The 25,373-nt window shown below is 70.8% G+C and carries 12 protein-coding genes and 2 pseudogenes; 2 read left to right on the top strand and 12 right to left on the bottom strand.

Annotated features, from left to right (window positions below; genetic code table 11):
- The first annotated feature begins 23 nt into the window (after positions 1-23).
- Entirely contained in the window at positions 24-1,583 is a 1,560-nt protein-coding gene (locus PSH25_RS15785) for an OFA family MFS transporter (RefSeq protein WP_238659830.1), read from the top strand.
- Between the two features lie 87 nt (positions 1,584-1,670).
- On the opposite strand, the gene nrfD is transcribed toward PSH25_RS15785, so the two are convergent.
- From nrfD to map, 9 genes and pseudogenes are all read right to left on the bottom strand, one after another.
- Positions 1,671-2,744 carry an NrfD/PsrC family molybdoenzyme membrane anchor subunit gene (nrfD, locus tag PSH25_RS15780; RefSeq protein WP_238659811.1) on the bottom strand — a complete coding sequence of 358 codons (1,074 nt, stop codon included), beginning with the start codon at positions 2,742-2,744 and terminating at the stop codon, positions 1,671-1,673.
- Positions 2,741-3,784 carry a 4Fe-4S dicluster domain-containing protein gene (locus tag PSH25_RS15775; RefSeq protein WP_238659810.1) on the bottom strand — a complete coding sequence of 348 codons (1,044 nt, stop codon included), beginning with the start codon at positions 3,782-3,784 and terminating at the stop codon, positions 2,741-2,743. Before PSH25_RS15775 ends, nrfD begins: the two co-directional genes overlap by 4 nt.
- A gap of 30 nt (positions 3,785-3,814) precedes the next feature.
- Positions 3,815-7,063: pseudogene (gene fdh / locus PSH25_RS15770) on the bottom strand (formate dehydrogenase); the annotation flags it as partial.
- A 146-nt stretch (positions 7,064-7,209) separates the two neighbouring features.
- Positions 7,210-8,007: a PrsW family intramembrane metalloprotease gene (locus tag PSH25_RS15765; protein WP_238659809.1), complete on the bottom strand. Its 798-nt coding sequence runs from the start codon at positions 8,005-8,007 to the stop codon at positions 7,210-7,212.
- A gap of 157 nt (positions 8,008-8,164) precedes the next feature.
- A complete protein-coding gene (locus PSH25_RS15760) occupies positions 8,165-8,584 on the bottom strand; it encodes an ASCH domain-containing protein (protein ID WP_238659808.1) in 420 nt (139 codons plus the stop codon).
- A 15-nt stretch (positions 8,585-8,599) separates the two neighbouring features.
- Positions 8,600-9,400 carry an FkbM family methyltransferase gene (locus PSH25_RS15755; protein WP_238659807.1) on the bottom strand — a complete coding sequence of 267 codons (801 nt, stop codon included), beginning with the start codon at positions 9,398-9,400 and terminating at the stop codon, positions 8,600-8,602.
- 36 nt (positions 9,401-9,436) lie between these two features.
- A complete protein-coding gene (locus PSH25_RS15750) occupies positions 9,437-11,110 on the bottom strand; it encodes a sulfatase-like hydrolase/transferase (RefSeq protein WP_238659806.1) in 1,674 nt (557 codons plus the stop codon).
- Positions 11,111-11,449: 339 nt separating this feature from the next.
- Positions 11,450-12,133 (bottom strand): annotated as a pseudogene (locus tag PSH25_RS15745) (CDP-alcohol phosphatidyltransferase family protein); the annotation flags it as partial.
- A 176-nt stretch (positions 12,134-12,309) separates the two neighbouring features.
- Complete coding sequence (gene map, locus PSH25_RS15740; protein ID WP_238659805.1) at positions 12,310-13,083, bottom strand: type I methionyl aminopeptidase; 774 nt, start codon at positions 13,081-13,083, stop codon at positions 12,310-12,312.
- A gap of 65 nt (positions 13,084-13,148) precedes the next feature.
- On the opposite strand from map, the gene PSH25_RS15735 reads away from it, so the two are divergent.
- Complete coding sequence (locus tag PSH25_RS15735) at positions 13,149-13,451, top strand: helix-turn-helix domain-containing protein (protein WP_238659804.1); 303 nt, start codon at positions 13,149-13,151, stop codon at positions 13,449-13,451.
- 97 nt (positions 13,452-13,548) lie between these two features.
- Here the strand turns inward: PSH25_RS15735 and PSH25_RS15730 are convergent, their stop codons facing one another.
- The 3 genes from PSH25_RS15730 to PSH25_RS33995 form a co-directional block, all read right to left on the bottom strand.
- Positions 13,549-14,721 (bottom strand): lactonase family protein, encoded by a 1,173-nt coding sequence (locus PSH25_RS15730; RefSeq protein ID WP_238659803.1) that lies wholly within the window; start codon positions 14,719-14,721, stop codon positions 13,549-13,551.
- 158 nt (positions 14,722-14,879) lie between these two features.
- Complete coding sequence (locus PSH25_RS34000; RefSeq protein ID WP_238659802.1) at positions 14,880-19,763, bottom strand: LamG-like jellyroll fold domain-containing protein; 4,884 nt, start codon at positions 19,761-19,763, stop codon at positions 14,880-14,882.
- Positions 19,760-25,351, bottom strand: a complete 5,592-nt coding sequence (locus tag PSH25_RS33995; RefSeq protein ID WP_238659801.1) for an RHS repeat domain-containing protein — start codon at positions 25,349-25,351, stop codon at positions 19,760-19,762. Before PSH25_RS33995 ends, PSH25_RS34000 begins: the two co-directional genes overlap by 4 nt.
- Positions 25,352-25,373 lie beyond the last annotated feature (22 nt).

The following is a 25,373-nucleotide window of genomic DNA, read 5'->3' as shown; positions in this document are numbered from 1 at the left end:
CGCAGGAGGTGTGGACGATGCCCATGCTGTCGGTCTTCGATCCCCGGCACACGGTCGCTCCCCCGGGATACAGCCGCTGGCTCATCCCGACCGCGGCACTGGCCGTGCACGTTTGCATCGGCCAGGTCTACGCGACGAGCGTCTACAAGAACTCCCTCATCGCGCACTTCGACGTCAGCCAGACGGCGATCGGGGCGATCTTCAGTATCGCCATCGTCATGCTGGGTTCGTCCGCGGCGGTGGGTGGCCGTTGGGTGGAGCGCAACGGACCGCGCCGGGCGATGTTCGTCTCCGCCTGCTTCTGGGCCGTCGGGTTCCTGGTCGGCGCACTCGGCATCGCGACCCACCAACTCTGGCTCCTCTACCTCGGATACGGCGTCATCGGCGGCATCGGGCTCGGCATCGGCTACATCTCGCCCGTCTCCACGCTGATCAAGTGGTTCCCGGACCGCCCGGGCCTCGCCACCGGGTTGGCCATCATGGGGTTCGGCGGCGGCGCCCTGGTCGCCGGCCCGCTCGCGCGCCAACTGCTCTCCCTCTACGACTCCGGCTACAACCCCAGCAACCCGGCCGCCGTCGCGTCGGGACATGCGCTCGTGGCGCTCTTCGTCACGTTCGGCATCGGCTATTTCGTGATCATGATGTTCGGCCCGTTCAACGTCCGGGTTCCGGCGCCGGACTGGCGGCCCGCCGGGTTCGATCCCGCGAGCGTCGCCGCCCGGCCTCTGGTGACAACGGCGAGCGTGTCCGCGTCGAACGCCGTGCGTACCCGGTCGTTCTGGTTGCTGTGGATCGTGCTGTTCTGCAACGTCACCGCGGGCATCGGCATCCTGGAACAGGCAAGCCCGATGATCCAGGACTTCTTCCGGGACAACGGGACCGCCACCACGGTCTCGGTGACGGCGGCGGCCGGTTTCGTGGGAGTGCTGTCGCTGTTCAACATGGCTGGGCGGTTCGTCTGGTCCACGACGTCCGACCTGATCGGTCGCAAGCCCATATACATGGTCTACCTCGGCGTCGGCATGGTGCTGTACCTGTTGCTCGCCGTGGCCGGCCACTCCGCGACCGCGGTCTTCGTGCTGATCGCCGCCGCGATCATCTCCTTCTACGGCGGCGGCTTCGCCACCATGCCCGCCTACCTGCGTGACCTGTTCGGCACCTTCCAGGTCGGGGCCATCCACGGCCGGATCCTGACCGCCTGGTCGGCTGCGGGCGTTGCCGGCCCGCTGATCGTCAACGGGATCCTCGACACCCAGGGCAAGCCCGGCACCCTCACCGCGGCGGCGTACCGGCCCGCCCTCTTCACCATGGTCGGCATCCTCGCCATCGGGTTCATCGCGAACCTGCTGGTCCGTTCCGTGCCCGAGCGGTTCCACGAGCCGAACCGAGGGCCGACCTCGCCCGTGGCGAAGGCCACCGTCACCGACCCGGTCGCTCTCGGGCGGGACAGCCAGCCGCCCGCGCCGCCGCGCGTCGGCAGCCAGACCGGGCGGCTCTGGTTGTCGTGGCTGCTGGTGGCGGTGCTACTCGGGTACGGCATCGTCCAGACCGCCATCACCGCGGCGAAGCTGTTCACCGGCTGACGCGCGGCCGGACCGTCGCGGCCAGACCTCTCGCACCGAAACGGAAGGCGCCCCTCGAAAGGGACACCTTCCGTTTCGCCGACCCGCTCAGAGCCGGGTGGTCGACCGGTTCTCGGCGAGCCGCTCCCGTTGTGGCACGACCGTGTACTTCGGATCGCGTGCCGACACCCGTCCCGCCTCGAAGACGCCGAACCGGGTGGCGATCGACGATGCCACGAGGGCGGCGCCGGAGATCGCCGACAGGACCCGGCTGCGTCCGCTGACCAGCGCGGTGGCGGCGCCCACGGCGAGCAGGGCGCGTCCCGCCTTGACCAGCCGGCCGCTGCGTCCGTGCGTGTAGGGCTCGCTGGTGAGGCCCTGCCGCTCCAGCCGGTGCCCCCCGCCCAGCTCGATGGCCGCGGCGGCCAGGGCGAGTCGTCGCAGGGGGGCGGTCTCCGCGGTCGGTGCCGCGATCAGGCCGACACCGGACGCTGCGGCGAGCGCGCTGCCGGCGAAGACGAACGGCAGCGACGGGTAGGCGTCGTGCCAGGACGGAACGGCCGTGTCGGCGAGCAGCACCCCGGTGTACGTCGCCAGCGCCGGCGCGGTGGCCGCGGCAGCCAGGCCGGCGACGTTGCCGATGGGCGGTGCGATTCGGCGGGCGAGGCCGAGCACACCGTGCTGCGGGAGCAGCGGCGCGAGCTCGGCGACCGCGGCCACGCCGGCCAGCGGGCCGAACGCGGCGAGGATCCAGGTGCCGACCGACATCGGCGAGGTCACCTTGGCCACCCGGAGCATGTGGTGGAACCGGGCCGGCCGGCCGAGGTCGTGGACCAGCAGGTACGTGCTGGCGGCGACACCGCCGAGGGCCGTCCACCGGCCCACCCTGCGTAGCCCGGGTCGTCCGGTCAGTTGGGCGCCCGCCCCGATCAGCGCGCTTCCGGCGGCGAGGCCTCCGGTGAACAGGTAGCCGGCGATGTCGTACTTCCACACCGGCGGCTTCAGCACCGGCCGGCCGTAGTAGGAGGCGAAGTCGGCCGGCGGCACCGTGAGCTGCTCACCGCCGTCGCCGCCCCGTCCGCGCGGCCGCCGGTGGCGTTTCCCGTCGGGCCGATCGAGGCCGGCCCGGAACTCGCGGAACCGGGCGCCGACCGGCTCGTTCGACGGCGTCTCGTCGGTCATCGCCGCCTGCCCAGGAACGCGATCGCCGTGGCGACCGCCATCGTCACCGCCGCCAGACCGGCGCGCTTCCACATGGCCGGCAGGTCACGGGTTGTCACGATCGGGTCCGGTGGCAGCCCGTACACCTCGGGCTCGTCCAGCAGCAGGAAGAACGCCCCGTCACCGCCGACGCCGTCGTTCGGGTCGTGCCCGTACAACCGTGCCTCCGGCACTCCCCGCTCATGCAACTTCGCCACCCGGGCGGCGGCCCGCTCCCGCAACTCGTCCAGTTCCCCGTACTGGATCGACTCCGTCGGACACGCCTGCGCACACGCCGGCGTCATCCCCACCCCGAGCCGGTCGTAGCACAGCGTGCACTTCCACGCCCGACCATCATCCTTGCGCTGATCGATGACGCCGTACGGGCAGGCGGAGATGCAGTAACCGCAGCCGTTGCAGATGTCCTCCTGCACCACCACCGTGCCGAACTCCGTCCGGAACAGGGAACCTGTCGGGCAGACATCCAGGCAGGCCGCATGGGTGCAGTGCTTGCACACGTCCGACATCATCAACCAGCGAAAATCCGTCCGCCCCTCCGCGCCCGAACCCCTCCCCGGCGGCTGCGCACCCGGCATCCCCAGAAACTCCGGGCCGCCGGACATACGGGCCGCCACGGCAGGCGAGCCGGGTGAGAGGCCCGGATCCGTTCCGGTGTCGGTGCCGGTACGCGCACCCACGGCCGCCGTCAGCGGGCTGACCGACGGCCCGTCGGGTTGCTCCTCGAACGCCGGAGTCGCCCAGCCGGCCGAGCGGGGCTGCTCCACGAACGCGACGTGCCGCCACGAGTTCGCGGTCAGCGCGCCCGTGTTGTCGTACGACATACCCAGCAGGTCGAGCCCACTCTCGGGAACCCCGTTCCACTCCTTGCAGGCCACCTCGCACGCCTTGCAGCCAATACAGACGCTGGTGTCGGTGAAGAACCCCATCCTCGGCGGCGGGTTCTCGTACCCGGCGTCGGGTGCGGGGTCCAGCGGCCCGTACAGGGCATTGGCGTGGGGCATCGGTCAGGCCTCCTGGTCGCTGCTGCTGTCGGCGACGTCGGTCGTGACCATCGGCGGGTAGCGGTGGACGAGGTTCCCCGACCGCCGCCGGTAGTCGACGACGAGGTCCAACAGGTCCTGTCCTCTGGGGCGTCGTCCGGGCCGGACGTCGCACGTGCCGACCTTGCTCTCCTGAATCAGGACGTTGGGGTCGAGGGTGATGCCGAACAGGTCGTTGGCCGAGTCGCCGGTCACCAGGCCTTCGAAACCGAAGTGGTACGGCAGCCAGACCTGGTGGATGATCCGACCGTCCACCCGCAGCGGCGTGACACGGTCGGTCACCAGCACCTTCGCCTCGACGGCCGCGCGACTGGTGACCAGGTGGGCCCAGCCCAGGTGACTCAACCCTCGCAGGGCCGCCAGCTCCGGCGACACCTCGACGAACATCTCGGGCTGCAACTCGGCCAGGGGCGACACGTTGCGGCTCATCGCGCCGGCGGTGTGGTGCTCGGTGAGCCGGCTGACCGTGAACACGTACGGGAAGACGTCGCTGTGCTCCTGCGGCGGGCTCGGGTTCAACGTGTTGATCGGGTGCGTGTAGACCTTGCGGGTCGGGTTGGCCTGCTGCCGGTAGAGCGGGTTGCGCACCGGCGACTCGACCGGCTCGTAGTGGGTGGGCAGCGGGCCGTCCAGGACGCCGCTGGGCGCGTACAGCCAGCCCTTGCCGTCGCCCTGCAGGATGAACGGGTCGTCGCCGGCGATGCCTGCCACACCCGAGGTGTTGGGCGGGGGCCGGTACGTCGGCGCCTTGTTCTTTTCGAAGTCGGGCACGTCGTAACCGGTCCACTCACCCTTGTCCGGATCCCACCAGACGTACTTCTTGCGCTCGCTCCACGGCCTGCCCTCCGGGTCGGCGGAGGCCCGGTTGTAGAGGATGCGGCGGTTCGACGGCCAGGCCCAGCCCCACTCCAGGGCGACCAGGGACTGCTCGGCCCCGGGTTTGCGGCGGGCGGCCTGGTTGACGCCGTCGGCGTACACGCCTGTGTAGATCCAGCAGCCGCCGGCGGTGGAGCCGTCATCCTTCATCTCGGTGTAGCTCGACAGCGGGCGACCGCTGGCCACGTCGTACCCGTTGATCTCGTACAGCACCGCCTCGGCGCTCGGCTCGGCGTTCGGGCCGTGCGTCGGGTAGTTCCAGTTCAGGTCCAGCAGCGCCCGGTCGCGGGGCCGGGTCGACTGCGCCAGCCGTTCCCGGATGATGCGGCCGAGGTGGTAGAAGAACCACAGCTCGGAGCGGGCGTCGCCTGGTGGCTCGACGGCCTTCTCCCGCCACTGCAACAGCCGTTGGGTCTGGGTGAAGGTGCCCTCCTTCTCCACGTGGGAGGCGGCCGGTAGGAAGAACACCTCGGTGCGGCACCGCTCGGGCACGATCTCGCCGGTCTCGGCCTCCGGCGCGTTGTGCCAGAACGTGGCGCTCTCGATCATGAACAGGTCGCGGACGACCAGCCAGTCCAGGTTGGCCATGCCCAGGCGCTGCGCGCGACCGTGCGCCGAGCCGACCGCCGGGTTCTGCCCGAGCAGGAAGTACCCCTTGATCTTCCCGTCGATCATGTTGAGCACCTGCTGGTACGTACCGTGGTCACCGGTCATCCGCGGCATGTACCCGTAGCAGTAGTCGTTCTCGGCGGTGGCCGCGTCCCCCCAGTACGCCTTGAGCAGGTTCACCCCGTAGGCGCGGGCGTTGCCCCAGAAGCCCTTCTGACCGGGGTGCCGAATGCTTTCCACCCACTCGTCGAAGGTGGGGTGGTCGGCGTGGTGCGGCATCGGCAGGTAACCGGGTAGCAGGTTGAACAGTGTCGGGACGTCAGTGGAGCCCTGGATGCTGGCGTGGCCCCGCAGCGCCATGACCCCGCCACCGGGGCGGCCCATGTTGCCCAGTAGCAGTTGGATGATCGCGCCGGTGCGGATGTACTGCACACCCACGCTGTGCTGCGTCCACCCGACCGAGTAGACGAGCATGCTCGTCCGTTCGCGGCCCGAGTTCGCCGCCCACGCCTGCGCCAGTTCGAGGAACCTGTCCTGCGGGATGCCGCAGACCCGCTCCACCATCTCCGGCGTGTAGCGCGCGTAGTGCCGTTTGAGGATCTGGTAGACGCAGCGGGGGTGCTGCAACGTCTCGTCACGCTGTGTCTGCCCGTTCACCTGGGCGCCGTGCGACTCGTGTTCCAACCCGGCGGCGGTTTCCCGCTGCGTCTCGGTGTCGTGCTTGGCGCCGTTGGACTCGTCACCGTTGTACTGCCAGCTCGTCTGGTCGTAGGAGGCGTTCTCCTCGTTGAAGCCGGAGAAGAGCCCGTGCAGATCCTCGGTGTCGCGGTAGTCCTCGGTCACGATCGTGGCCGCGTTGGTGTAGGCGACGACGTACTCCCGGAAGTCCAGCTCGTTGTCGAGGATGTAGCGGATCACCCCGCCGAGCAGTGCGATGTCGGTGCCCGCCCGGATCGGCAGGTACGCGTCGGCCAACGCGCTGGTCCGGGTGAAGCGGGGGTCGACGTGGAAGACCTTCGCCCCGCGCCGCTTGGCCTCCATCACCCACTGGAAACCCACCGGGTGCGCCTCGGCCATGTTCGAACCCTGGATGACGATCATGTCGGAGTTCGACAGGTCCTGCTGGTACTGGGTGGCGCCGCCGCGACCGAAGCTGGTCCCCAGACCGGGGACGGTGGCGGAGTGTCAAATACGGGCCTGGTTCTCGATCTGCAACGCCCCCGTCGCGGTGAACAACTTCTTGATGAGGTAGTTCTCCTCGTTGTCCAGCGTCGCCCCACCCAGACTGGAGAAGCCCAGCGTCCGGTTGAGCGGTCGACCCTCGGCGTCGACGTCCTCCCAGGTCTCATCCCGGGCCGCCAGGACCCGATCGGCAATCATGTTCATCGCCGTGTCGAGGTCGAGGTCCTCCCACTCGGTGCCGTACGGCCGGCGGTAGCGGACCGTGGTCTGCCGCAACGGGCTGGTGACCAGACTCTTGCTCGCCGCGCCCTTCGGGCACAACCGACCCCGCGAGATCGGGCTGTCCGGATCACCCTCGATCTGACTGACCTGCCCGTCCTTCACGAACACCCGCTGGCCACAACCCACGGCGCAGTACGGGCAGACCGAACGGGCCATCGAATCGGCGGTGTCGGTACGGGCGGTGAGCGAACGGGACCCGTCGGACTTCGCCGCGGCCCCCCGGCCCAGCGGGTCCGTGCCGGTGAGCTGGCGATAGACCGGCCAACCCTCGAACCAGCTGCGCACCCCCATCGCCGCACCTTCCCGACCAAGCACGCCAAATATGAACACTCTGACGTTAGATGAGGTGCCGGCCCGGTCGCAGCGGGATCACCAACAGTCATGCCTCCGCCGGCCCGTTTCGGGCAGGCCGGGAGAGGCACGGAGTACGACGATGGTCAGTGCGGTTGCAGCTGGCCGACGTGCTGGTTGCCGAAGGTCCGGTAGCGGCGCAGCTCCCAGAACAGCCAGCCGATGCTGATGATCGCCAACACGACGAAGACCAGTGAGCCGGAGAACGTGTCCCAGAGGGTGTGCAGGACGACGACACCCACGAACGTGCCGACGAACCCGAAGAGCCGCCCGACGCTCGGGCTCGCCAGCAACGCCCAGAGCGCGCCGGCGGTCAGCCCGGTCCAAGCGGTGTGACCGGCCGGCGCCGTCAGACCCCGGATGAAGAGCGTCTGCTCCACCGCGCCGATGTTGCCCTGCGAACTCAGCAGCGCGGTGAACGCGTAGCCCATCGTCTCCAGCGCGGCGAAACCCATGCCGGCCGCGACACCGATGATCAGCCCGTCCGACGGCACCCGACGCCGATGCTGGGCCACCACCGTGAACAGCAGCACCACCGGGACGATCAGCTTCGCCGACTCCTCGATCAGTGCCACGAACAGCATCGGCAGGGCACCGAGGCCGCGCAGGGTGTCGTACTCCAGGGTGCCGGCGACCACCGTGCCGATCACACCCCCGAAGAACGCCGACGTCACCAACACCGACGCCGGCACCTGCCACCGCCCGGTCCGGGCCTGCGCGAACGTCAGGAACGTCAACGGCACCAACGTCGCCCCGAGCAGGATCAACGCCGGTACGAAGTTCGGATTCTTGGTGCTCACGAGGGTCCGCAGCACCGCCATGTAAAGGATCAGCCCGATGACGAGCACCCCGACCCACGCCCACCGGCGCCAATGATCACGCATACCGCGCAGTCTGGCCGACCAAGGTTACGAAGACCAGCCACGGCGCGGAGATCCTGACGACTCCGCGTGAACCTCGCCGATCATGGAGTTGTGGTGGGCGACAAAGCAACCGTTGACCGCCAAATCAGGCACCACGAATCCATGATCGACCAGCCTGTCAGGCGACGTGCGCCAGCCGGAACCGCTCGGTCACCACGAGGGTGTCGTCGTCCACGGTGAAGGTGGGGTCGCCCAGTTCGGCGCGCACTTCGGCGCTGTGCCAGAACGACTCGTGCCCCGCACGCCACTGTGCCACCGACTCGTCGCCTTCCCCCTCGGCCAGGGCGTGTGGCAGGTCGACCTCGGCGAGCCGGATCACCCGCACGTCGATCAGCTCGATGGCCGCGACCCGCCGGCCGGCGGAGTCCACCACGGCGGACAGTTGACCCACCTCGGGCAGCGGCTCGTTGGCGCACTCGTACCCGACCAGGAGCCCGGTCGTCGAGGTCTTCGCCCCGGACAGGATCGCGCCCACCAGTTTGTCCCGCAGTGGCCCCGGAAACGCGAACTCGGCGAGCGGGAGATCTTCGAGGTCCATTCACGGAGGGTACGGCTACCGCGTGGCGATGACCTCCCGGTCGCGGCTGACGCAGTACACGTCGCCGGAGTTCGCGGCGTGCGGCAGGTCGTGCAGGTACGTCGCCAGGTCGGTGGCGGGTACCCAGCGTTGGAAGGTCATCGACTTGTCGTCGCCCAACGCCACGTCGAAGCCGTCGAAGCCCAGCGCGGTCAGGCGGTCGAGACACCGGTAGGCAACCGCACGCGCGATGGTGGTGAACTCGAACGACAGCGCGGGCAGCGGGCGGCTCAGGCCGGCCAGCACCTCGTCCTCGAAACCCTCAACGTCGATCTTGGCGAAGGTCGGCACGCCGTACGTCTCGATCAGCGCGTCGACGGTGACCACCGGGACCTCGATGTCGGCATCCCACACCTCGCCCTCCCACCCGCCCGCGCCCTTCGCCGCTCGCACGAAGTCGGGTGAGGCGGTCGACACGGTGGGGTTGACGGAGTTGACGTGCAACCGGGTACGCCCCGGCAACGCGCCACACGCGGCGTCGATCAGGGTCACCTGGTCGTCGTCGGCGTAGATCGCCCGCAGGGCGCGCAGACACAGCGGCTGCGGTTCCACGGCGACGACCCGGGCGCCGAGGCGACGGAAGCTGCCGATGTGGTCGCCCACGTGGGAGCCGATGTCGAAGACCAGGTCCCCATGGCTGACGAACCGGGAGTAGAAGTCGTCCATCCTCGCGTCCCGCTCGGGATCGCCGTAGTAGACGTCCAGCGACCGGTGCAGCGGGGACAGGGCCGGATCGGTCCGGAGCGCGGCGATCCTGGTGGCGGTGGTAGCCGTCATCTGTCTGGGTCCAGTCCGTGAGAGAGGTGGCCGGGGTTACGGTCCGAAGGCGGTCAGGAACCGGTCCCGGAAGGCGTCCATCCGCCAGACCGGCGCCTGCGGCCCGGGCTTCAGCCCGTCCTGCCAGCCCCACCCGGAGATCCGGTCCAACACCGTCCGGTCCCGGGTGATGATCGAGATGGGGACGTCGCGGCTGGCGTTCTCGCCGGTGATGACGGCGGCGGGCTGGTGGTCACCGAGGAAGATGAAGACGAGGTCGTCGTCGCCGTAGGTCCGCACGTAGGAGACGAGCGTGTCGAGGGTGTACTCGATGGACTTCCGGTAGTCCGCCCGGATCTGTGCGGTGTTGCGGCGCTTGTCGTCCGACCTGCCAGCGCCGGCCGCGCGGTAGACCGCGCCGTCGCCGACGTCGGCCCAGTCGAGCAGCGGCGGGACGGGCGTCCAGGGCGCGTGACTCGACACCAGCGCCAGCTCGGTCATCACGTTGCCGTCGCGCTTCGCCTGCTCCAGGCGCTGCCAGCTGGCGAGGGTGTACTGGTCGGGCGGGGTGCCGAAGCTGAACTTCGGGCCACCGTACGCGAGTGTCTTGGCGTTGTAGAACCGGTCGTAGCCGAAGAAGGAGCCCTCCGGCCACGCCTTGGTGACGGCGGGCATCACACCCACGGTCTGCCAGCCTGCTCGCCGGAAGGCGCCGTTGAGGGTCATCCGGTCACTGGCCAGCAGGGTGCGGTGGCGCTGGTCGTTGTCGATCCAGAGGCCGGAGAGCAGCGTGTCGTGCGCGAGCCAACTGCCGCCACCGAAGGTGGGCGAGGTGAGGAAGCCGCTCTGCGCGGCGAAACCCGCCGCGCCCAGCGCGCTGGTGCCACGGTCGAGGACCGCACCGACCTGCGGCGCGAACTCCGGGTCCTCGACGGCGTCCCGGCCGTAGCTCTCCACGAAGGCGACGACCACGTTCTTGCCGCGTAGCGCGGTCAGGAGTTGGTCGCCGGGGGTGTCACCGAACTTGTCGGCCTCGATCAGGGCGCCGAACGTCTCGCGGTCGTCAAGGCGTAGGCGCACCTGGAAGCCGTGCCCGTTGGCCAGGGTGGTCGCGGAGGTGTCGGCGACCGGTACGCCCTCGACCACCCGCACGTTGAACGCGGCGCAGGCGACCCAGACGACCACCAGCGCGGCCACGACCCGGGTGGTCCCGGTGCGGTGCCGGACCACCAGTCGCCGCAGTCGCCGCATCGACAGCGTGACCAGGGCGGGCAGGCCCACGACCAGCACCGCCAGGGTGATCGCGGCACCGACGGCGGCCGGCCGACTGTACGACTCGCTGAGGAAGGCGAACCCCTCGTCGACGAGCGCCCAGTCGAGCACCGGGTCGAACGCCCGGCTCAGCGAGGCGGAGAACCCCAGGTCGAGCAGCTTTAGCAGGCCGAGCAGGCCGAGCGCCACGCCGGCGAGCGTCGCGACCAGCCGGCTGCCCCGAGACGGCAGGGCGAGCAGGAGGGCCACGACCAGCAGCGCCTCCAGGGGGATCCGTACGAACCCCGCCGGGCTGAGCCGACCGAAGTCGTACGGCACGGTGAGGACGAGCAGCACGAGCAACGCGGCCAGCACGGTCGTCAGCCGGGCCGCGATGGAACGCTTCGGCCGGCCCTCGGCGTCGGTGCCGTCGGTGGCGGTGACGTCGGTGGCGGTGACGTCGGAGACTTCGCCCTTCATCGATTTCCGTCCCTGGCTGGGGAGCTGACGTACGCGCGTCATGAGCGACAACCCGGGCATCCTTCCATGATCTTTGTTGGTGCGCGGTATCCGGGCGGCTCAGACGCGGGCGATCCCGCGTCGTGCCACGGCGACAGTGGGGCGGTCCGACCAGGGCAGCCCGTCACCCCGGCCCGAGGCCATCCCGGCCAACCCCGCGCCGGCACTCGGGGTGCTGTGGCTCGGCTGGCTGCTCGCGTGGGCCATCGCGCCCGAGGCGTCGTGAATGCCCGAGGCGTCGTGAATGCGCGGGGCGTGTCGGCGGCCCGGGGTGTGATGGACGACGGGGTGGCGGAGGTGACGGGTCGTCCAGAGCCACGCGACGTCCCGCCCGAACGACTCGACCAGCAGCGCCAGCGATGCCACCAGCACGACGGTCGTCAGCGGCCCGGGGAGCGCGTCGCCCATCGCCACCGTCAGCACCACGCCCTGGACGGCGGCGACGACCTTGCGCCAGTAGCGCGGTGGCAGGGACCCGCGCATCCAGCCCAGCACCCAGCTCGCGGCGACGAAGACGTACCGCATCGCGCCGATTGCGAGCACCCAGCCACCCACCGAGGGGGCCACGTGCAGGCAGAGCACCAGGACCAGGAAGGAGTCGATCTCCATGTCGAAGCGCGCGCCGAGCTCGCTGGTGGTCCCGGTGCGGCGGGCCGTGTACCCGTCCACGGCGTCGAGGGCCAACGCCACGCTGGTGAGGACGACCATCAGGGTGACCGGCGCCGACCGGCCGAACGAGTCGGCGGCCAGGGCCGTCACGCCGCCGACGAGGATCGCCCGGCTCAGGGTCACCCGGTCGGCCGGGCTCAGAGCACCCGCACCCGAGCGGGACATCCCCCGGCTGAGCAGGGCGCACAGGACCCCCCCGTACGCCAGCCCCGCCACCCAGCCCGCCGTGCCCAGACCGACTGTCTCCGCCAGCACCGCCAGCAGGACGATCTGCACGAGCAGTCCGATGACCGGACCAGTTCGAACCGTTGACATCGTGCCTCCGCGACTCTGGTGGGTGACCCTGACCGTCATCACGGAAAATATGACCGATCGGTTCATTCTGAACGTGACCCGGCAGGGCCCCACGGAGAGAGCTGCCCCTGTGGTGGCCGGTTAATCGTCCACCGTGGGCGACCCGTCGCCGGCTGACCGATGAGCGCCCGTACGGGTCAGGGCGTCGGCAGGGTCAGCACGTCCACACCGTCGTCGGTGATGGCGATGGTGTGCTCGCTGTGCGCCGTGCGGCAACCCGTCGCGCTGCGGAGCGTCCAGCCGTCGGCGTCGGTGACGAGCGTGGCGGTGTCCGCCATGACCCACGGCTCCAGCGCCAGCAGCAGCCCCGGGCGCAGCCGGTATCCGCGACCGGGACGCCCGGTGTTGGAGACGTGCGGGTCCTGGTGCATCGTCGATCCGACGCCGTGGCCGCCGAACTCGGTGTTGACCGAGTATCCCGCCGCGCTGAGGACCGAGCCGATGGCGTGGGAGATGTCACCGATGCGAACGCCGGGGCCGGCGGCGGCGATCCCCGCCTGTAACGCGCGCTGGGTCGCCTCGATCAGCGCGACGCTCTCCGGGGGCCGCACGTCGCCCACGACGAAGCTGATGGCGGAGTCCGCGACGACTCCACCCAGGGAGACGGCGAGGTCGAGCGAGAGTAGGTCGCCGTCGGCGAGCGGGTAGTCGTGCGGCAACCCGTGCAGCACGGCGTCATTGACCGACGTGCAGATGTAGTGGCCGAACGGCCCGCGCCCGAAGGACGGCTCGTAGTCGACGTAGCAGGACTGGGCCCCGGCCTCGATGATCATGGCCTGCGCCCACTGGTCGATCTCCAGGAGGTTGGTGCCGACCACGCAGCGGCTCTTCAGCGTCTGCAGGATGCCGGCGACCAGCGCGCCGGTGTCCTTCGCTCGCAGCACGTCGGTGGGGCTCAGGATCTCGATCATGCAGCGCCTTCCTCGGACGACCAATAAGTATCCCGGCCATATTATCCCGGTACTAGAATCGGAGCATGGTCAGGTTGCCGCTCACCCCCGCGGAGCTCGAACGCGGACAGCGCCTCGGCGCCCTCCTGCGTCGAGCCCGCGGAGAGCGTTCGATGCTCCTCACCGCGCTGGACGCGGGCGTCTCGCCGGAGACCCTTCGAAAGATCGAGTCCGGCCGGATAGCCACCCCCGCCTTTCCGACCATCGCGGCGATCGCCGACGTCCTCGGCCTCTCCCTCGACGCCGTCTGGTCGGAGATCAACAGGGCGGACGGCAGCGCCGAACTCCCCCGACCAGCTCGCACCCCACGGGAACGGCTGGCCTCGTAGTCTCGACCCCGCTGGCGCGGCATGACGCGTCGGCCGGTGACCAGCCAGACGACGCTGGCCCCGGTCGATGGACGACCGGGACCAGCGGGTGGTGCGCTCAGGAGGCGGCGATGCCCTCCATGCCGATGCCGTCGGCGAACTTCGGCAGACCCTCGACGGTGGTGACGAGCTTCAGGGACCCGTCCTCGCCCACCTCGTAGCCCTGCACGTTGCCGGCGGTGGCGTTCTGCACGTACAGGAAGCCGTCGCTAGTGGTCATGTCGATCGACCCGCCGCCGGTGTCGACGGCGACGGCCTTGACGAGTTCGAGCTTGCCGTCGTCGTCGACCCGGTAGGAGCTGATGGTGGAGCTACCGGCGTTGGCGACGAAGAAGTAGTCGCCGGCGCGCTGGATCCAGCACGGCGCCTGCTGCCCGTTGGGCACCGACGGCCCGATCTGGTCGAGCGCGCCGTCGTCCTCCAGCTCGAACCGGCTGACCGCGTTGGCACCCGACTCGGTGACCAGCAGCGAGTCCTCGGTGTCGAAGGTGAAGCCGAAGGGCGTGTTCCCCGCGTCGCTGATGACGGGGTTGCGGGACAGCTCGCCGTCCCGGCCGATCTCGTAGCTGAACATGACGTTGGCGCCCTTGGTCGACACCAGGACGAACTCGCTGTCCGGGTCGATCTTGACCTGGGCCGGGGCGGTCCCGAACGCGGGCGGGTTGCCGTTGTGCAGCCCGAGCGACCGGTTGGCGTCCTCGATCCGGGACAGGCGCCCCTTGTGCAGCTCGAAGCCCTGCACCGAGCCCTCGCCACCGGCGTTGAGGACGTAGACGAGGTCGCCACGGGCCGCGACGCTGACCGGCAGCAGACCGCCGGACCAGACGACCTGGAGCTTGTGCAGCTTGGTGCCCTCGACACGGAAGACCGTCACGGTGTTGCTGCCGGCGTTCACGGCGAACAGCAGTCCGCGGTGGTAGGTCAGGGAGCCCTGCGAGGCCAGCGCGTCGAGCGGCGCGCCGATGGTGAAGCCGCCCAGTCCGCCGGTCTCGTACTCACCCGCCCTGGTGAGACGGCCGTCCTCGTCGCGGTCGTACACCTTGATGGTGTTGCCCTCGGCCTTGTTGGTCTGGACGAAGACCGCGCCCTCGTCGCCGTGGTGGTAGTCACCCCCCTTGCGGTCGTCGTGGTACCCGGGGCCACCGCCATCGGCGACGGCGGTCCCGGGGATCGATCCGATGCTGGTCAGACCTGCGAGGAGGGCTGCCGCGAACGCGACACTGCGCTTCATCACTGACTCCTTATGCACCCGAAGGGAGGAATACGAGTTTTCCTCTCCTTAGAAAGCTATCGGAGCAGGTAGGCGGGTTGATTGCACTTACCCTAAAGCGGTAATTTTGCGCCTTTCCGTCGAATCGGCAGACGCGCCGTCACCGGACCTGATCGCGCTCAGGGCGTGGTCCCCGGTGGCCGGAAATCGAACACCTGCCCCCGGGCGGTCGGGTCGCACGCCTGCTGCACCAGACGGGCCCCAGCCGTCGTGGAACTGCCCACGATGCCCAGACAGTGCCCGCTCTGCAACGGGCGGATCAGATAGCCGGTCAGCGGCGCGCTGACCGGCTCCAGTCGGAACCGGTGTGCCGCGCTGGCGTCGGCCGGGCAGGCACCGTCGGCGACCGCGCTGCCGACGGCGATGACGGGATTCAGCACCAGCGTGCAGCCCACCCCGTTCACCGGGTGCGTGCTCTTGATCCAGTACCGCCCCTGCCCGGCCGCCTCCACCCGCATCGGCGGCGACGCGGTGGCGCACGACGCCTGCTGCAGCACGTGGTTCGGGTCGCCGGGGACCTCACCCACACAGAGCCCGGAGTGCACCGACCGGATCTGGGTGGCGCCCGGAGCCGGCATGCCGTCGTCGGGTACGCGTTGCAGGTCGAAGACCTGGCCCGGAGCGCTCGGATCGCAGGTCAGCTGCACGGCGACGGACCCGGGTGCGGTCACGTTGCCGGCGACCCCGATACAGAGTCCACTGTGCTCCGCCTTGATCAGGTGCCCGTGCAGCGTCGGGCCGAACACCGGGACCAGCCGGAACCGGGTCAGCCGCTCCGGCTTGCGGTCGACGCAGTAGTCGTTCTCCAACCGGGCACCCACCGCCGTGGAGTTGCCCGCCACGCCGGTACAACCCGTTCCGTGCTGCGGATGCGCGGTCATGATCCGGTACAGGTCGTCGCCGGCGAGCTGGAACGACAGGTCGGGGATCGCGTCGCGGCAGGCGGTCAGAAAGAGGTGACCGGCGGTGTCCAGGGGGTTCTCGCCCAGGCAGAGGTTGGCATGCTGAGCGAAGAGGCGCAGCGGCCCGGGTTCCGGCGGCGCGGCGATGCCGGCGAGGGCACGCACCTCGTCGATGACCGCGGCCCGGTCGAGCACCCGGACCTGGTCGACGACCCCCTTCCAGGGCGCCTGCCAGGCACCACCCCACCAGGCCCGACCGATCTGCAACGGTCCCCGGGCCGACCAGGGCCGGCGGTGGGTGACCACATTGGCGAACCGACCGTTGACATAGAGCCGCAGCTCGCTGGCCGCGGCGTCGTAGACACCGGTCAGGTGGGTCCAGGTGTTCAGCTGCGGAGCCGCGGTGGAGACCACCGTCGAGACCCGGTCCAGGCTCGTCGTGGTCCGGTCGTCGTGCGGCACGGTGAACGCCCACCGGTTGCGCTCGCGGCTGTACTCCAGGCTGAAGCCACTGGTTTGGGTGGCCTGTTGGCTTACCGCGACCCGGCGTACCCCAGTGTCGGTCAACTTGACCCAGGCGGCGACGGTGAAGTCGCCGGTGGTCCGCACGACCGGACCGGCCGTGCTCGCGTACCCGCCGGTGCCGTCGAACCCGAGGCCCTTGCCGCTCGTGCCGTAACCGGCGACGGTACGGTCCACCCCCGGGCCGATGGTGATGCTGTGCCGGTTGCCGGTGCGGTCCACCCGGGCCAGGGTCATCGGGCCGGCCGGCTCGGGCTCGAAGTCCCACTCGCCACCCGAGCCCTCCAGGTTGTCGCCGATCAGCCCCGCGATCTGACCCTGGGTCAGCGCCCCGCTGGTCAGCACCGGCTCGTCGATCACCCCGGCCCACCACTCCACATACCAGCCGTTGTTGCGGCCCCGTCCGACAAGCGACTGCCCGGTGGCGTGCCAGGTGCTGCGGTGCGCGACCGTGCCCGAGAGCGCCCCGTTCACGTAGAGGCGCAGCTGGCCCTGGTCGTGGTCGTACACGCCGGCCAGGTGGGTCCACTCGCCGAGCACCGGCGCGACGATCGAGTGCACGGCCGGCCAGTCCCGCCCGTCCGCCGCGTCGGCCCCGGCCATGGCGAAGGACCAGCGCCGCGACCCGGCGTCGTAGCGCAGGGTGAAGCCGCTGGAGGTCCGGCCATCCTGACTCAGGACGGTGCCGGTGGTGGTGTCGCGGGCCAGCTTCACCCAGGCGGCGGCCGTGAAACTCCGATCGGTACGGACCACCGGGCCCGGGGCCCAGGCCATGTCGCCGTCGCCATCGAGGTGCAGGCCGCCGCCGTTACGGCCCGGCCCCCACGGCTGACCGCTGGAGGACACGGCGAGGGTGTGGGTGTTGCCGGTCTCGTCGACGGCCGTGCGCCCCTCGGTCTCCTCCAACTGCCAGCGCGCCTCCGGACCCCACGGCTCCCCGGCCATCACCTCGCGGATCTCGGCCTCGCTTGTCACCCGATCGAAGATCCGTACGTCGTCCAGGCCGCCCGGCCAACGAGCCGGGTGCGTGCCGTGCCAGAAGCCGCTGCCGATGTTGACCGGTCCCGTCGCGTTCCAGGTGCTGCGGTGTGCCGCCGTACCGGCCAGCGCGCCGTTGACGTAGAGCCGCAGCTGCCCGGCCTGGTGGTCGTACACGCCAGCCAGGTGGGTCCAGACATCCAACTGGGCGGTGATCCCACTGGCCGAGGCGGCGTTCACCGACACCTGACCCTCGGTGCTGTCGGCGGTGGCCATCTCGAAGACCCAGCCCCGCGGCCAGAGGCCGTACTCCAGCTCGAAGCCGGGGAACCGCAGGCCCGACTGACCCAACGCGGTGAACCAGTCGTCGTCCCTGGTCAGCTTGACCCAGGCCATGGCGGTGAAGCTGGCGTCGGTGCGGATGACCGGACCCGTGGTACGGGCGTAGGTCTGCTCCGAGGCGTCCAACTCCAGACCGCCAGAGCCTCGACCAGCGCCGAAGACGGCCGCCCCGGTCAGCGTGGCGTGGTGCAGGTTGCTGCCCGTGTCCCACGCCTCGCTGCCGTAGTCCTCCATCGTCCACTCGGCGACCGGTGGCGTCAGGTGTTCGGTGTCGGTCACGAAGTCGAAGCGGGTCTCCGGGCCGGTCAGCCCAGCCCGGTCCACCCCACGCACCAGTACGGTGTTGTAGCCGCGGGTCGGCGTCACCTGGACCCGCGCCTGCCCACCGGTCGCCGGCACGTCGGGCTGCTCCTTCTCGTTGACCCAGTAGCGGAACGCCACCACGTCGGTGGCGCCGTTGGCGTCGAAGCGGACCTCACCCGCCTCGTACGGTCGGCCGGCGACGCCGTCGGCCATGAAGACCGGCGAGGTCACCGTCGGCGCGACCGTCGGCGGCAGGGCGTCGAGGACGAACCGGCACCAGGCGCTCCACGGGCCCGTGGTCTTGGCGTCCTGGGTACGTGCCCGCCACTGGTACGTGACGCCCTCGGTGAGCACCGTGCTGATCCGCGCGTGCACCGGGTTGCCGGAGAAGACACTCTGGTCCCCCGTCGCCTCACCGAGCACCCGACCGGTGCTGTCCGCCCACTGGAAGGCCACCGACAGGAACTGGTCGTCCTGGTCGGCGTCGAGTGGCACGGCGGTCAGGGTGGGTTGGTCGCTGGTCAGGTAACCGGCCGAGTTGTCGGTACAGCCGTCGAGTTCGGGGGCCTCCGGCACGGTGTTGTAGGTGATCACGAGCTTCGCCTTCGGGAGGAACTCCTTGGCGCCGTTGGCGCTTGTCGACTCGTCCGAGGCGAGGCCAAGCGTCAGGGTGGGCGCTCGGACGGCGGCGGCTTCGGCCACCGCCGCCGTGGCGGTGAGTTCCGCGTCGTTCGGGACCTGGCAGGAGGTGCCGGTGCCCTCGCCCCCGTACGCCTCGGTGATGGTGCTCAGCTTCCGGTTGGTGAGCAGCGGCGGAGCGGTGGTCCAGTTCATCGCCGACGTGATCGGCGCGGTGTGGTAGAGGTGCAGCGGCTCGGGGGTGCACGACCACGACCAGGTCTGTGGGATCCGCAGCTGCGCCCGGATGATGCTCTTGCCGGCGACCCCGGACGTGTCCAGCTCGAAGTAGGACCGGAACCGGTCGGTGCTCGACTCCCGTGGGTCGCGGCCGACCTGCGGGCGGAACTGCGTGCTGTCCCACCAGTTCTGGGTCGGCAGGTCCTTCTGCACCATGAGCCAGTGCTGCTGGTCACCGGTGAGGTCCGGGTCGAGGTAGAGCGGGAACCGGGCCGCCGGGTCGAGCAGCAGAGCCGGGTCGGGGACGAGGGTCAACCGCTGCGCGGTCAACTCCAGCCCGATCGGAGCCCGCCGGGTGGGTCGGTCCGACCCGTCGCGGGTCGCCGAGTCCCACATCCAGGCGCTACCCGAGCTGAGGACGGTCTTTCCAGCCCGGTCGGTGACCCGCAGGCCACCGGCGTCGTTGCGGGCGGCGGTCAGCTTCGTGGTGCGCAGCCCGAAGGTGTACCGGCGCAGCGCCGGCTGGCGTGCCGCCTCGGCCGTCCTGACCACCAGCACCTGGGAGAAACCGGTCGCGGTGGCCCGCACCCGCAGGTCCACACCGGGCAGGACGTCGGTGTAGCTGGCGGTCTCCCCGGTCAGCACCGGCGTGGGCAGCGGCATCGGCCAGCTCAGTTCGAGCCGGCCACCACCGGTGGCCAGGGTGGCCAGCGGTGTCGTTCCGCCGCCGGAGAGGGTCAGTTCGGCCGCGGCCACGGGTGCGATGGTGCCGTCCGGCCGGGCGCGCAGACGGGTGTCCACCGACACCCACTCCGCGCCCCGCCGGACCCGCTCGGGGCGCTGGCTGATCTCCGTGGTGAGGGTGCCGTCCGGGTTCACGAAGACCTGACTGGTCGCGGTCGTCCGTTCGGGCAGCTCCACCCGGGCGCCGCTGCGGGCGGCGCGGACCCTGGCGGGCTCCTCGGCCGGTGCCGCCACGGCGACGGCCGGGACGCCGTTGGTCGGCGCGGTGCCCGACGGCGACCGGGGGAACGTCAGCCCGGCGACGACGACCGCGAGCGCCAGCCCGCAGAGCGGCCAGAGCCGCCGGCGGGTCACGACCGCCGCCAGGAGAACGTCGGCAGGTCGAGCCGGTGCTCGGCGGGCAGGCTGAGCCAGGAGACCGGGCTCGCCCAGCCGGACGGTTCGGTGACGCGGTACGTCATCGGCGCCGGCACGGTGGGCACCGAGCGGTACTGCGTGACGGAGTCCAGTGCGGCGGCCGACTCCCACACCACGCTCTGCTCGATCGGACGTGGATAGAGGCACTGGTTCCACCCGACGCACGACCGCTCCTCGTACTCCACGACCGGCACCTCGTAGTCGTCCTCGTAGTAGTCGTCGTAGTAGTCGTCGACGGTGTAGTAGCCGTCGTCTCGGCTGTAGCCGTCGAGATAGACACCGCTGCTGGCACCGGTGGGCCTGTCTTCCCAGGTGAAGACGTCGCCACCGACCTCGAACTCCCAGTCGACATAGGTGGCCGCTCGGTACTCGACGGCCTGGTGCAGCCGTTCCTTGCTGCTGGTGACGAGCGACTGGGTGCTCCGGGTGGCGGTCGCGCCGATGGTGATGCTCTGCGACGACGACCTGGCCGGCTTGTCGAGTTTCTGGGTGGTGCGGATCAGTGAGTGCTCCACGGCCTTCTTCTTGGTCAACAGCCCGTCCGGGTCGGTGAAGGTGACCGGGTTGTGGTTCGCGTACGCGTAGCCGCCCAGTTGCTGCGGATCGGCGACGTCGGTGACCGGGTCGACCGAGACGAACCGGCCGGTGTCCGGGTCGTACTGACGGGCACCGAGCTGCACAAGTCCGCTGTCCGGGTCGGCGTTGCCACCGACGAAGCCCCGGTCACCGACCCAGCCGGCGACGGTGGTCCGCGGCTGGCCGTACGGGCCGAGCAGCCGGCTGGTCGCGGTCAGCGTGGTCGAGTCGAGCAGGGTCTCGGCCGTTCCGTGGTGGTCGGTGGCGAGCCAGCTCACCGTGCCACCCCGGCGCAGCGCCACGGTGGCACCGTTGTGCCGGTAGTAGCGCGTACCGGTCACCACCCCGGCCGGGTCGCGGTGCAGTTCGGTGTCACCCAGGTAGAGCGTGGTGCCGCTGGCGTCGCGGCGCAGCACCCGGTTGCCGTCCGCGTCATACCCGAAGGAGGAGGTCCGGCCGGCGGCGGTGACCGTGGCGAGCCGGCCCTCGGCGTCCCAGCCGAGCTGTTGGCCGGGCCGGGTCAGCGTGTTGCCGTCGGCGTCGTAGCTGAAGGTGTCGGTCCGGGTGCCGGCCGGACCCTCGGTGCGCACCGAGCGCAACGTGTGCGGCTGCCCGGTGCCGGGGGCCGGGTAGGAGTAGGTGCGGCTGCTCTGCCCGGCCGCGCCGCGCCGGATCTCGGCGGCCCGGTTGCCCGCGTCGTCGAAACTCCACGAGTCCCAGTACCGGGCTGGTCCGCCCAACCCGGCGACGCTCGGCGCGGTCGCACAGTCGCCCCCGGCCGGCGTCCAGCCCTCGACGAGCCGGCGCAGACCGTCGTAGCGCAGGCACTGGGTGTCCGCGTTGGTCGCGTCGGCGATCCGGGTCACCCCGCCCACCTGGTCGTAGGAGTAGGAGACGTCGCCGGCAGCGCCCATGCCCTGCCGGCGGGTCTCGGCGCGGGTCAGCCACCGGGTCACCGGGTCGTACCCGAACGCCCGGGTGACCTGCCGACCGGCGGCCCCGAGCTGGTACGACTCCACCTCGCCGGTGCGCGTGTAGGTGGTGGCCGCGACATAGGTGCTCTGACCCAGCAGGGTGCTCGGCAGACCGCTCGCCTCGTAGCCGTGCCGCAGCGTCTCGGTCGTCGCCAACCCACCCAGGTTCGCGACCGGCAGGGTCACCGTGGCGGTGTACGGCTGGTCGTCCTCGTACCAGGCGTGTCCGGTCCGGTAGGTGCCGGCCAGCCCCGGCTCGGTCACGGTGAGCGCCGTACCGGTGATCCGACCGCGCAGGTCGTAGCCGCTCACACCGGTGACGATGTCGCCGCTGGCGGCGTGCCGGGTGCTGCTGGCCAGCCGGCCCCGACCGTTGGTCGCGGTGTCGTACGCCCAACTGGCGAGCACGGTGGCACCCTCACGCACCGCCGTGCGGCGGCCCAACTGGTCGTAGTCGTAACCCACCGTCCGGCCGTTGCCGTCGGTGCTGGTCAGCACCCGTCCCTCGGCGTCGTAGCTGGTCGAACGGGTGCCGGAGTTCGGCGTCTCGGCACGCACCTGCCGGCCCCGCCGGTCGTAGCCGTAGCGCCACACGTTGCCAGCGTGGTCGGTGATCGAGGCGAGTTGGCCGGTCAACGTGTACGCGTACCGGGTCGTCTGGTAGGTCCCGTTCGGGGCGCCGCCGAGGAACTGGCGCAGCTCCACCGTGCGGTTCCGGGCGTCGCGGATCTCCACGCTGGCGGTGCCGCCGACCGGCGGATCGACCGAGACCCGGTCGCCGCCGTGGGTGGTGCTGGTCCGCCACTTCTCCACGCCCTGGCCGTAGAGCACCTCGGCGTTCTGCCGGCCGGCGCCGTCGTAGCCGAGCCGGGTCTCCGCCGCCAGCACCGCCGGCTGGGCGACCAGGCCGGTGCCGGGTGCTCCGCTGTCGAAGCGCGGTGCCGACGTGCGGGCCACCCGGCCGTGTGAGTCGTACCGGGTGTCGGTCAGGATCCGGCCGCCACCGGGAGCCGGCTGCTGCACCTGTCGGGACCGCAGGAACCCGTCGAAGAGCTCGGTGCCGGTCCGGTAGGCCGCGCCGGTGCCGATCAGTTGTTGGCTGGTGACCACGCTCGGGCCGTTGCCCGGGACCAGGTAGGAGTAGCGGTGGTTCGGGGTCGCGGTGGTCGCCCGGCCGGGCAGCCACACCGAGGTCAGCCGGCCGAGCGGGTCGTACCCGTTGGTCGTCACGCCGCCGTTGGCGTCCCGGGTCGACACCGGCTGCCCCAGCAGCGGGTCGATCGTGGTGGTCACGGCGAACCCGGCCGGGTCGGTCACCACGGTGCCGGTCAACGGCCCGCCGACCGCCGGGGTGTACGAGGTACGGGTCAGGTCGCCGGAGGCGTCGCGCCGGTCCAACGGGCGGCCGTGCACGTCGAAGGTGGCGCGCTCGGTCACCTGGTAGCCCGACTCGGTGCCCTCCTCGACCCGGGTGACGTCGCCCTTCGTCGGCGGGCTTCCCCACCCCTCGGCGCCGTCGTGGACGAACCGGCGGTCGGTCAGCACCTCGCTGCTCTGGCAGTCTCCGGCGACGGTGACCTGCCGGGACCGCGCGTTCAGGATCCAGCTCGCCTCGTTGACGGCGTAGGTCTGCACCTCGCAGGTGTCGTCATTGGAGAGCGCCAGGTCGCCGAGGTCGTGCGTCTCGGTGAGCAGTCCCGAGCCGTTGTAGCCGTAGCGCTGCTCGGTGACCCGGCTGCCGGTGGGCAGGGTGGTCGTGGTGGTGCTGGACTTGATCTGGGTGACCCGGGCGCGCAGCGGGATGCCGGCGCGGTCCCGGGTCGCGCTGACCGGCAACTGCATCGGCTGCGCCACGGTACGGGAGAGCACTGTCGCGCTGTCGCCGTCGAAGACCGTGGTCTGCCGGGCGAACCCCCGCAGCGGCGCCTCGTCGGCGAGCCCTTCGATCGTCACGTTCTTGGTGGTGCCGTCGGCGTTGCGGTCGCCGTGCATGCCCCGCAGGTAGACGTGCTCGGTCAGGGTGCGGGGGCCGTCGCCCGGATGACCGGCGCGGATGCGGACCCGCTGGTAGCCGCGCCACTGCCCCCACGACTTGTACCGGTCGGGGACGAGTTCGGCGTCGTCGTGGTGCCAGGCGGCCGACCCGTCGTACTCGTACTCGGTGATCTTGGGGTTGGCGCTCTCCCCGCCGACCAGGTCGGTCTCGGTGACCCTGGTGACCAGGTACTTGGCGAACCAGTCCCGGGTCGGGGTGGCGAACTCGGTCGACCAGTAGACCGGGAAGCAGCGGGCCGTGTTGCGGTCCGGCGTCGGCAGCGCGGTCGGCTGACAGTCGGACGCGGCATAGCTGATCTCGATGCGGCCACCGGTCTCGTTGCGGATGGCGCCCAACCGGTACTTGCGCATCGCGGGTTGGGTGTCGCCCGGGGTGTCGATCCGGTTCGGGGTGCCCTCCCCCTCGGCCGTGGTACCCGGGTCGAAGTCGACGGCGGGCATGCTCGCGGTGCCGCGTACGTGACCGGTGTGCACGATCGACTCCAGCCACAGGCTGGGCGCCGAGTCGTCACCGGTGGCCGGGAAGGTGTGGGTCAGGCTCCAGGAGTCGACATCCCGGAAACCGCCGTCGTTGACCTGGGTGGTCACCTTCGCGAGCCGCCGGGTGCTCCAGAAGGTCGGGGTCGACAGTGGGCAGAGCGAGGCGCACGCCTGGTCCAGCGGGGTGTCCGGGAAGTCCGCCGGTTGCGACTGCTGACAGGGCGACCCGGGACGGCACCGCTCGGCGCTGCCGAACAGCACCCGCGCCCCGGCCGACGCGGTGTAGAGCGTGTCCAGGCGTTGCCCGTACTCGATGCGGGAGACGGTGGCGGCCCGCACGTACGGCGTCGGGTTGGCGGGAGTGGCGTTGCGGCCGTAGCTGTTGGTCTCGCGGTCGTAGTGGTAGGTGGTGACATCGCCGTGCGGGGTGACCACGAAGTCCAACATCCACCGGTACGCCTGCTGGCACCACGACGTGGCGAAGGAGGAGCTGCCCTTGCACGGCTCGTTAGCGTGGTTGCCGAAGACCGGCACGGTGAGGGCCGAGTTGGTCTCGGCCGCGCCGGCCGTCCAACCCGGCATCCGGTTGCGACCGAAGTGGTACTGGGTGCCGTCCGGCGCGGTCATCCGCCAGTACTCGCCCCGGTCGTCCGGGCTGGCCGAGCCCTCGTCACCGTTGACCGCGCCGGTCAGCAGCTCGGTCCGCCAACCCTCGTCCTGCTCGGCCCGCCAGGCCCCGGTGGCATCGTCGCGGACCAGCTCGCTGTTGAGACCGGGCAACGAGATCGTGGCGCTCTGCACCAGCTTCCCGGCGCCGTTTGTCGCCCAGCAGAGGTCGCCGACGCCGGCCTGGCCGTCCTCGACGCAGGGCTGGTACGACCGCTCGATGAAGCCCGGTTGCAGCTCGAAGCCCTCGCCCGCCCAGGACGGCTGGTTGTTGGTGGCGGCCGTGCGGCCGTCGACCCGCCCGGACGAGTAGTCCAACGCCAACTCCGGGGCACCACCGGGCAACTGCGGCGTCCGCAGCGGGTAGGACCACTGGAAGTCACCGGCCTGCGGGCCGACCTGCCAGGTCGCCGACGGCGACAGGGAGGTCGGCCGGAAGCTGCCGGCCGCGCCGCTCGCCCCGGCGGTCAGCGCGTACGTGCCGTCGGTGACCCGGGCCGAGACCCGGCCGGCGTGTTGGTCGTTCGTCGCGGCGACCGGTTGGCTCGGCCCGCAGGCCGGGCCGGCGCTCGGGGCACAGTCGGGCAGCTTGACCAGGCGCAGCCGGGCCGCGTAGTCACCACCGAACGCGCCCCGGAAGCCGGAGTAGTCGATGTCGACGGCCGAGCGGCGCGGCGTCCGGTCCTCGTCGGTGGCCGCGTGCCGGACCTTGATCACCAGTCCGCGCACCTGCGCCCGGGCGGTGGCCGCCCGGTCCAGCACCTCGACGCCCACCCGGCCTGCCCGCCCGTCGGCG

Source organism: Micromonospora foliorum (assembly GCF_022229015.1).
GTDB lineage: Bacteria > Actinomycetota > Actinomycetes > Mycobacteriales > Micromonosporaceae > Micromonospora > Micromonospora foliorum.
This window is presented reverse-complemented; position numbering and strand designations above follow the sequence as displayed.

Excerpts from the sequence above, each read along its gene's own strand:
- PSH25_RS15730 (WP_238659803.1), bottom strand. The coding sequence starts at position 14,721 with ATGAAGCGCAGTGTCGCGTTCGCGGCAGCCCTCCTCGCAGGTCTGACC.
- map (WP_238659805.1), bottom strand. The coding sequence starts at position 13,083 with ATGATCGAGATCCTGAGCCCCACCGACGTGCTGCGAGCGAAGGACACC.
- PSH25_RS15765 (WP_238659809.1), bottom strand. The coding sequence starts at position 8,007 with ATGCGTGATCATTGGCGCCGGTGGGCGTGGGTCGGGGTGCTCGTCATC.
- nrfD (WP_238659811.1), bottom strand. The coding sequence starts at position 2,744 with ATGACCGACGAGACGCCGTCGAACGAGCCGGTCGGCGCCCGGTTCCGC.
- PSH25_RS15775 (WP_238659810.1), bottom strand. The coding sequence starts at position 3,784 with ATGCCCCACGCCAATGCCCTGTACGGGCCGCTGGACCCCGCACCCGAC.
- PSH25_RS15755 (WP_238659807.1), bottom strand. The coding sequence starts at position 9,400 with ATGACGGCTACCACCGCCACCAGGATCGCCGCGCTCCGGACCGATCCG.
- PSH25_RS15760 (WP_238659808.1), bottom strand. The coding sequence starts at position 8,584 with ATGGACCTCGAAGATCTCCCGCTCGCCGAGTTCGCGTTTCCGGGGCCA.
- PSH25_RS15735 (WP_238659804.1), top strand. The coding sequence starts at position 13,149 with ATGGTCAGGTTGCCGCTCACCCCCGCGGAGCTCGAACGCGGACAGCGC.
- PSH25_RS15750 (WP_238659806.1), bottom strand. The coding sequence starts at position 11,110 with ATGAAGGGCGAAGTCTCCGACGTCACCGCCACCGACGTCACCGCCACC.
- PSH25_RS15785 (WP_238659830.1), top strand. The coding sequence starts at position 24 with ATGCTGTCGGTCTTCGATCCCCGGCACACGGTCGCTCCCCCGGGATAC.